The following is a 7,513-nucleotide window of genomic DNA, read 5'->3' as shown; positions in this document are numbered from 1 at the left end:
CTGGGGCGCGCAGCGGCCCTGAAAAATGGACTGCTGCGCACTCCAGCGGGGATAAATCCCCTCACCACAAAGGCTCACTCCTCCAAAGGATCTGTGTTTGGATTACGAACCGCGATAGGTCGAGAAACCGTACGGGCTCAGCAGCAGCGGAATGTGGTAGTGCTGATCGGTCTGCTTGACCTGAAAGATCACCGGAATTTCCGGGAAGAACGTCTCGTGCTTGATCTTCTGGTAGTACTCGCCGGTCTTGAACACCACGCGGTATTCGCCTGCTTCAAAAGGCTGTTTGGCCGGGAACAGTTCGGCAATCCGCCCTTGCTCGTTGGTGGTGCCTTGGGCCAGTGGCTGCCAGTTTTCGCCGACGTGTTTTTCCAGGGTGACGTTGATGCCCGGTGACGGCAGGCCGTTTTCCAGGTTGAGCACGTGCACGCTCAGCGGATTGCCGGCGGCCAGCGTCAGGCTGGAAACAGCACTCAGGCCGAGGGCGGCGAGAGTCATGCGCAGGGTGGTCATGGTGGATCTCCTTAGTGGGAACGGGTGATGGTCAGGCCGGCTTTGTCGGCGGCGGCGCGGGCGCAGTTTTCGCTTGCTCACCGCCGCCGGAACCGGCCACGCCCATGGCGCCGACCAGTTCGCTGCCGGCGAACAACGGAATGCCGCCGCCGAGCAAAAGCAATTCATCGAGGGTGTTGAGGTTGGCGGTTTCCGGGTTGCTGCGGGCGCGCTCGGCGAACAGCCGCGTCGGCGTCTTGGTCGACAGCGCGGTGTAGGCCTTGCGTTGGCTGGCGGCGGTGTTGTGCGGCCCGACGCCGTCACCACGCAACGTCACCAGCAAGTTACCGCCACGGTCGAGCACCGACACCGTGCCGGTGCAACTGCTCATCGCCTTGTCCGCCAGCCAGCGTGCGGTTTTCAGGTCGAGATCGGCGTGGCGCGGCAGTTCTGGCGTGGCACTTGCAGCGCCGCTGAGGCCGAGGATCAGGCTGGCGACAAGGTATTTGACGGTCATGTGCAGGCTCCGATTGAGAAGGTCTGCACCTTAACCGGCGCACTTCGTCAGAACCCCGTCAGGCGGATTACAAGTTTGTAATGGGCAACGGCGCCGAACACGCCTAGCCTGTGTGCCTGATCAATCGAGGTGTGCCATGCGTTTGCTGGTCGTAGAAGATGAAGCCAAAACCGCCAACTTCCTCGCCAAGGGTCTGGGCGAGTCGGGTTTCGCCGTGGATGTTGCGCTCAATGGCCTCGACGGCCGCTATTTTATCGAGCAGCAGGAATACGACTTGATCATCCTCGACGTGATGCTGCCCGGTCTCAACGGCTGGCAATTGTTGCAACTGATCCGCCAGCGTGGCGCCACACCGGTGCTGTTTCTCACCGCCAAGGACGCTATCGAAGACCGCGTGCGTGGTCTTGAGCTGGGCGCCGACGATTACCTGCTCAAACCCTTCGCCTTCGCCGAACTGCTCGCGCGCGTGCGCACGTTGCTGCGACGCGGGCCGATGCGAGAAGTCGAGTCGTACAGCATCGCCGACCTGGAAATCGACGTGCTGCGCCGCCGGGTCAGTCGCGGCGGCCAGCGCATTGCCCTGACCAACAAGGAGTTCGCCCTGTTGCAGCTGCTCGCCAGCCGCCAGGGCGAAGTGCTCTCGCGCACGCTGATCGCCTCGCAAGTGTGGAACCTGAATTTCGACAGCGACACCAACATGGTCGAAGTCGCCGTCCGGCGTTTGCGCGCCAAGGTTGACGATCCGTACATGCCGAAACTTATCCACACCGTGCGCGGCGTCGGTTATCAACTGGAAGCGCCGGACGATGTGGAGTAAGTCGATCGCCTGGCGATTGGCGCTGGCCTTCGCCATGGTCTGCGCGCTGGTGCTGAGCGCAATCGGCGTGTTTCTCTACCGCTCGCTGGCCTCTGAATTGGCCTTTCGTGACGACATGGCCCTGCTCGGTCGCCTCGAGCAAGTGCGCGCCTTGCTCGCCGACAGCGACAGCCTCGACGCTTTGCAGGCGCGGCCACGGTTGTATCAGAACATGCTCGGTAATCTCGACAGTCTGCTGCTGGTGCGCCGGGCCGACGGCTCCAGCGTGATCGCGATCAACCCGCGCCAGCGTGAATTGCCGGCGCTCAATGCATTAGCGCGAGAGCAAATGCCACAGCGCCGTGACGTGCTCACCTGGCAGGCCAGTGACGGCGCTGAGCTGGCCTTGCTGTCCGGCCAGGCGCAAGGCCCCAACGGTGAAACCCTCACGGTGATCGCCGGCAAAGTGCTCAGCGAGCGCGAGCAGATGCTCGGCAGTTATCGCCTGCGTCTGTATCTGTCCGTCGGCCTCGGCGCGTTGCTCGCTTTTGCTCTGGGCCTGCTGTTGCTGCGGCGTGGCTTGCAGCCCTTGCATCAGTTGAGCGAAGCGGTTCGCAGTATCGATCTGCGCAGCCTCGATCGACGCCTGCCGGTCGACGGCACGCCGAGCGAACTGCGCGAACCGGTGCACGCGCTCAACACCATGCTGGCGCGGCTGGACGACAGCGTGCAGCGCCTGTCGCAATTCTCCGCCGACCTCGCCCACGAAATCCGCACGCCGCTGCACACCTTGCTCGCCAGCAACGGCCAGGCGCTGAACCATCCGCGCAGCACGGCCGAATACCAGGAAGTGCTGGCCTCGAACATGGAAGAGTTCGAACGGCTCAAGCGCATGGCCGAGAACCTGATGTTCCTCGCCCGCGCCGAACAGGCCGAACGTGCGCTCAATCTGCACACGCTGGACTTGCGCAACGTCGGCGACGAGCTCTGCGATTACTTCGAAGCGCTGGCCGATGACCGCGACCTTAAACTGCAAAACCGCATGCACGGCGAATTGCTCGCCGACCAGCAACTGCTGCAACGCGCCCTCGGCAACCTGCTGGCCAACGCCGTACGCCACGCCGACCCCGGCACCCTGATCAGCCTGCAACGCCGTGATGAACCGGGTATGTGCTGGCTGCAGGTGCACAACCACGGCCCGGTCATCGCGCCTGAGCATCTGGGCAAACTGTTCGACCGCTTCTACCGCGTCGATCCTTCACGTGCGGAACCGGGAGATTCGGGTGGGCTGGGTTTGGCGATCGTGCAGTCGATCATGCAGTTGCATGGTGGGCAGGTGCGGGTGAGGAGTGACGCCGACGGCACTGTTTTTGAGCTGGGGTTTGTGGGGCGGTGTTAAGACGTTAGCGATGGCTGACCATCTACGCTAAGCTCATTTAATTGCATTGTTTATAATGCAATTAAATTATTTTTGGTGGATTTGCATTGTAAAAAATGCATTTGGGGCGGTGATGGAGAAAATTGGCGAGTTGATCAGAAGCTTGCGTAAGGCTGAAAAGCTGTCCCAACAAGCTTTGGCGCAGCAATACGGCATGAGCCGCGCAACAATCTCGGGGATTGAAAACAACACAATCTCGGAAATCGGTTTGCGCAAAGTCGAAGCCATTCTTAACGGATTCGGCTACGAATTGGCCGCAATCCCCCGCGCCTCTCGACGTCCGACACTCGACACGCTGCGCAAGGTGAACTTCCATGACTGAGGTATTGGACCGCTTGCAAGTCTGCGTCGGCGGCCATGAGGTTGGAAGATTGGGGCGCGGGAACGCAGGTGTCGACAGCGTGTTCAGCTATCGGGACGATGCGATTGATGAAAATGCCGTTTCGCTGACCATGCCGACACGCCTGGAGAGTTATGGTTGTGAACGCGGCATCCATCCGATATTCGAGATGAACCTGCCTGAGGGTGCGTTGCGCGATGAGTTGATGCGGCGGTTCAGCAAAGCCGTGCGCGGCTTCGATGACTTCGCTTTGCTAGGTATCGTCGGCCCGCATCAACTCGGGCGTCTTTCGATCACGAGCGCATCGACAATTGATCGTCCGCCTGAAACCTCGCTCGCTGAGTTGTTGGTTCATGATGGTGCGCAAGGTTTGTTCGAAGATCTTTTGCAGACTTACGGGCAGTATTCCGGGGTTTCAGGCGTGCAGCCCAAAGTATTGGTGCGTGACAGTGCCGCTGCAATAGACCGACTGACGCACCGAGGCTCGACTCATCTGGTCAAAGCCTTCCGTGCCGAAGAGTATCCCGAGCTGGCAACCAACGAATTTTTCTGCATGCGCGCTGCGCAACTTTGTGGCCTCGACGTGCCGCATTTCGAACTCAGCGAGCATGGCAAATTTCTCGTCATCGAGCGTTTTGACTTGAGCGACACCGGATACCTCGGCTTCGAAGACTTTTGCGTGCTCAACGGCTGGCCGTCGAAGGCCAAATACGACGGCTCTTACGAAGGAGTCGCACGGCAGATCAAGGCGTTTGTTTCGCCCTCATTACTCAAGCACGCACTGGAAGCTTTCTTCAAAATTGTCGCTTTATCGGCGGCATTGAAAAACGGCGATGCCCACCTGAAAAACTTTGGCGTGCTCTACGAGGATTGTGGCGAGCACTCATTGATCAGGCTGGCTCCGGCGTACGACATCATCACCACGTCGGTGTACATCAAGAGCGATAGCATGGCACTGCTGTTGGGCGGTTCGAAGGCGTGGCCCAAGCATAAAATGCTTACTAGGTTTGGTCGTACGGCCTGCAATCTGAGTGAAGCGCGTTGTAACCAGTTACTGCATATGGTCGCGCACGGTGTGCAGGAAGCGATGGGCGAAATGGCGGAGTACAGCGCAAATCATCCTGCCTTCGCGGAGGTGGGCGCTGCAATGATCGAACAATGGTCGGCCGGTCTGGCGCGCAGCCTGCGCAACAGTTGAAACTCAGCGCAACTGATCCCGAAACTGCCCCGGCGTCATCCCTGTCCAGCGCTTGAACGCGCGGCTGAAGCTGCTGGTGTCGGCGAATCCCAGCAGATAGCTGACTTCACTCAACGAGCACTGCGGGTCACGCAGGTGCAGCAGCGCGAGATTTTCGCGGCTTTCGTTGAGCAGGGTGTCGAAGCGACAGCCCTCATCCGCCAGATGCCGCTGCAGGCTGCGCAGGCTCAGGTGCAAGGCCTGGGCGATGCGTTCGGCGCTGGGTTCGCCTTCGGGCAATTGTTCTTCAATTGCATCGCGCACCTTGCGCTCCCAGGTCAGCGGTTTGAGCTGGGCGAGGGTGCGTTTGAGTACGGCTTCGTTGTGTTCGGCCAGTTCCGGGTTGGCGTCGTCGAGGTGGCTGTCGAAGTCGCTGAGGGCGAATTCCAGGCGGTCTTCGGCGGCGCAAAAATGCACCGGCGCGCGGAAGACTTTGTGCCATTGCTGGGCATCGCTCGGTTCGGGGCGGCGCAAGTACACCGCCAGCGGTGCGTAGTCACGGCCGAGGCGATTGCGGCAGGTGCGCACGTAGATCGCCGCGAAGGCGTCGATGGCTTCGACGGCCGGCGCCGGGTTGCCGGGCGGGATTTTCAGGCGGAATTGATAACGGTCTTCGCTGCGGCTCAGCTCCAGTTCCAGCGCATCGCTGACCACTGGGTGATAGCGCACGATGCGCTCGAACACTTCGCGCAAGCTGCCGCTGGCCACCAGCGCATAACCGAGCGCGTGGAAGGTGGTCGGGCTGACGAAACGCGACACGCGCAAGCCCAGCGCCGGGTCGCCGCTGGCCTGCACGGCGAGTGCCCACAGGCGCGTGGTACCGGACAGCGGATAGCGCGCATTGGGGTCGTCCATCAGCGCTGGGTCGAGCCCAGCCTGTTGGCACAAGGCAAGACTGTCCAGCCCGAGCGCGTCGAGTTGTTTGCGCAAGGCGCGGGTCCAGCTGGCGAGGGAGGTCGGTTCCTTCATGCGGATTGGCGCGTCCGGTCAACAGGTTGGCGTTCTTGGCTAGCGCGGATCGAACCCCGGCAAGGCACGATGCATTCATCTTAGACCCGAGGATGGAAGCATGGACGGTACTTCTGCAAGCCCTGAACGACTGAATGCGGCGCAGCGCTCGGCACATATTCGCCAAGTGGTGCTGACCAAAGGTGCGCAATTGCGTGAGCGCTACCCGATTCTTCGGCATCAGGATGCCCTCGGTGCGGGGATTCTGGCGTTCGCGCTGGCCGGGATGATCGGCTCGGCGGCGCTGTACATCACTGGCCATATGGCCTGGTGGGTGTGCCTGCTGTTCAATGCTTTTTTCGCCTCGCTGACCCATGAGCTGGAACACGACCTGATCCACAGCATGTACTTCCGCAAGCAGCGCGTGCCGCACAACCTGATGATGGGCCTGGTCTGGCTGGCGCGACCGAGCACGATCAATCCGTGGATCCGTCGTCATCTGCACCTCAACCATCACAAGGTTTCCGGCACTGAAGCCGACATGGAAGAGCGCGCAATCACCAACGGCGAGCCGTGGGGTTTTGCCCGTCTGCTGATGGTTGGCGACAACCTGATGTCGGCGTTTATCCGTCTGCTCCGCGCCAAGACCTGGGCACACAAGTTGAGCATCGGCAAACGCGTGCTCAAGGTCTACGCACCGCTGGCGCTGCTGCATTGGGGCGCGTGGTACGTGTTTCTCGGCTTTCACGGGGCCAATGGCATCGCCTATTTGCTGGGCTCGCCAATCGAGTGGTCAGCCACCACACTTTCGGTGATGCAAGTGATCGATATTGCCGCCGTGGTGATCATCGGCCCGAATGTGTTGCGCACTTTTTGCCTGCACTTCATCAGCTCGAACATGCATTACTACGGCGACGTCGAACCGGGCAATGTGCTGCAGCAATGCCAGGTGCTGAACCCTTGGTGGCTGTGGCCTTTGCAAGCGTTCTGCTTCAACTTCGGCAGCAGTCACGGGATTCATCACTTCGTGGTCAAGGAGCCGTTTTACGTTCGCCAGATGACCGTGCCGGTGGCGCACAAGGTGATGCGCGAGATGGGTGTGCGCTTCAATGACTTCGGCACGTTTGGCCGGGCGAACCGGTTTGTGCGCGGAGACGAGGAAGTGGTGTCCGGGGAGGCGGTGGAGGCCTGACAGATGCCCCTCACCCTAACCCTCTCCCAGGGGAGAGGGGACTGATCTAGCTGTTTATGCTGGATACATCGACCTGAAATTTCGAGCCGACCTCAGGTTGGAAAAGCATGAAGATCTGCTCCCTTTCCCCCTCTCCCTCAGGGAGAGGGCTGGGGTGAGGGGGGCTTTTGATCTTGGTTCAATCCGGCTGAAACGGCGAAGCACTGAGGATCACTCCGGTCTCTTCCACATACCGCTGCCAATGCCCGATCAGGTCAGTGAGTTTCTGCGGCTGACTCAACGCCAGATCATGAATCTCCCCTGGATCGCTCGCCAGATCATAAAGCTGCCAAGTCGCCGGCCCGACCGGTCCAGGAATCCACACGGCTTTCCACGACCCTTGGCGAATCGCCCGGCGCCCGAACAATTCCCACCCTGTCACGGTGTGTTCGTCATGCACCTGCGCGGTCTCGCCGGACAGGAAGCCCAGCCACGACTTGCCGCGCAGTGGCGCCACGGCTTTGCCTTTCCACTGTTTGCCCGGATGCCGCACGCCAGCCAGATCGAGAATGGT

At 60.7% G+C, this 7,513-nt stretch carries 7 protein-coding genes and 2 pseudogenes; 5 read left to right on the top strand and 4 right to left on the bottom strand.

Annotated elements, in window-relative coordinates; all coding sequences use genetic code 11:
* Positions 1–102: 102 nt before the first annotated feature.
* Both uraH and OQK_RS09875 read right to left on the bottom strand, forming a co-directional pair.
* Positions 103–513 carry a hydroxyisourate hydrolase gene (gene uraH, locus OQK_RS09880; protein ID WP_016772241.1) on the bottom strand — a complete coding sequence of 137 codons (411 nt, stop codon included), beginning with the start codon at positions 511–513 and terminating at the stop codon, positions 103–105.
* An 11-nt stretch (positions 514–524) separates the two neighbouring features.
* Positions 525–1,009 (bottom strand): annotated as a pseudogene (locus OQK_RS09875) (GlcG/HbpS family heme-binding protein).
* Positions 1,010–1,145: 136 nt separating this feature from the next.
* Between OQK_RS09875 and OQK_RS09870 the strand changes: the two are divergent.
* From OQK_RS09870 to OQK_RS09855, 4 genes are all read left to right on the top strand, one after another.
* Complete coding sequence (locus OQK_RS09870) at positions 1,146–1,826, top strand: heavy metal response regulator transcription factor (RefSeq protein WP_016772240.1); 681 nt, start codon at positions 1,146–1,148, stop codon at positions 1,824–1,826.
* Complete coding sequence (locus OQK_RS09865) at positions 1,816–3,204, top strand: heavy metal sensor histidine kinase (RefSeq protein WP_016772239.1); 1,389 nt, start codon at positions 1,816–1,818, stop codon at positions 3,202–3,204. The genes OQK_RS09870 and OQK_RS09865 overlap by 11 nt, the downstream gene beginning before the upstream one ends.
* A gap of 112 nt (positions 3,205–3,316) precedes the next feature.
* Complete coding sequence (locus OQK_RS09860; protein ID WP_016772238.1) at positions 3,317–3,565, top strand: helix-turn-helix domain-containing protein; 249 nt, start codon at positions 3,317–3,319, stop codon at positions 3,563–3,565.
* A complete protein-coding gene (locus OQK_RS09855; protein WP_016772237.1) occupies positions 3,558–4,781 on the top strand; it encodes a type II toxin-antitoxin system HipA family toxin in 1,224 nt (407 codons plus the stop codon). The genes OQK_RS09860 and OQK_RS09855 overlap by 8 nt, the downstream gene beginning before the upstream one ends.
* Before the next feature lie 3 nt (positions 4,782–4,784).
* Here OQK_RS09855 and OQK_RS09850 read toward each other — a convergent pair whose 3' ends face one another.
* The gene (locus tag OQK_RS09850; RefSeq protein ID WP_016772236.1) at positions 4,785–5,789 is read right to left on the bottom strand and encodes an AraC family transcriptional regulator; all 1,005 of its coding nucleotides are present in this window, start codon (positions 5,787–5,789) and stop codon (positions 4,785–4,787) included.
* Positions 5,790–5,889: 100 nt separating this feature from the next.
* Between OQK_RS09850 and OQK_RS09845 the strand changes: the two genes are divergently transcribed.
* Complete coding sequence (locus OQK_RS09845; RefSeq protein ID WP_016772235.1) at positions 5,890–6,960, top strand: fatty acid desaturase; 1,071 nt, start codon at positions 5,890–5,892, stop codon at positions 6,958–6,960.
* A gap of 178 nt (positions 6,961–7,138) precedes the next feature.
* Here the strand turns inward: OQK_RS09845 and OQK_RS09840 are convergent.
* Positions 7,139–7,513, bottom strand: a pseudogene (locus tag OQK_RS09840) (arylsulfatase); the annotation flags it as partial.

Source organism: Pseudomonas sp. R62, from assembly GCF_000257605.1.
Taxonomy (GTDB): Bacteria; Pseudomonadota; Gammaproteobacteria; order Pseudomonadales; family Pseudomonadaceae; genus Aquipseudomonas; species Aquipseudomonas atacamensis.
Note: the sequence above shows the minus strand (reverse complement) of the source record. Positions and strands in the feature narration are given on the sequence as shown.

Coding starts and splice junctions, on each gene's coding strand:
- OQK_RS09855 (WP_016772237.1), top strand. CDS start 3,558: ATGACTGAGGTATTGGACCGCTTGCAAGTCTGCGTCGGCGGCCATGAG.
- OQK_RS09845 (WP_016772235.1), top strand. CDS start 5,890: ATGGACGGTACTTCTGCAAGCCCTGAACGACTGAATGCGGCGCAGCGC.
- OQK_RS09865 (WP_016772239.1), top strand. CDS start 1,816: ATGTGGAGTAAGTCGATCGCCTGGCGATTGGCGCTGGCCTTCGCCATG.
- uraH (WP_016772241.1), bottom strand. CDS start 513: ATGACCACCCTGCGCATGACTCTCGCCGCCCTCGGCCTGAGTGCTGTT.
- OQK_RS09860 (WP_016772238.1), top strand. CDS start 3,317: ATGGAGAAAATTGGCGAGTTGATCAGAAGCTTGCGTAAGGCTGAAAAG.
- OQK_RS09850 (WP_016772236.1), bottom strand. CDS start 5,789: ATGAAGGAACCGACCTCCCTCGCCAGCTGGACCCGCGCCTTGCGCAAA.
- OQK_RS09870 (WP_016772240.1), top strand. CDS start 1,146: ATGCGTTTGCTGGTCGTAGAAGATGAAGCCAAAACCGCCAACTTCCTC.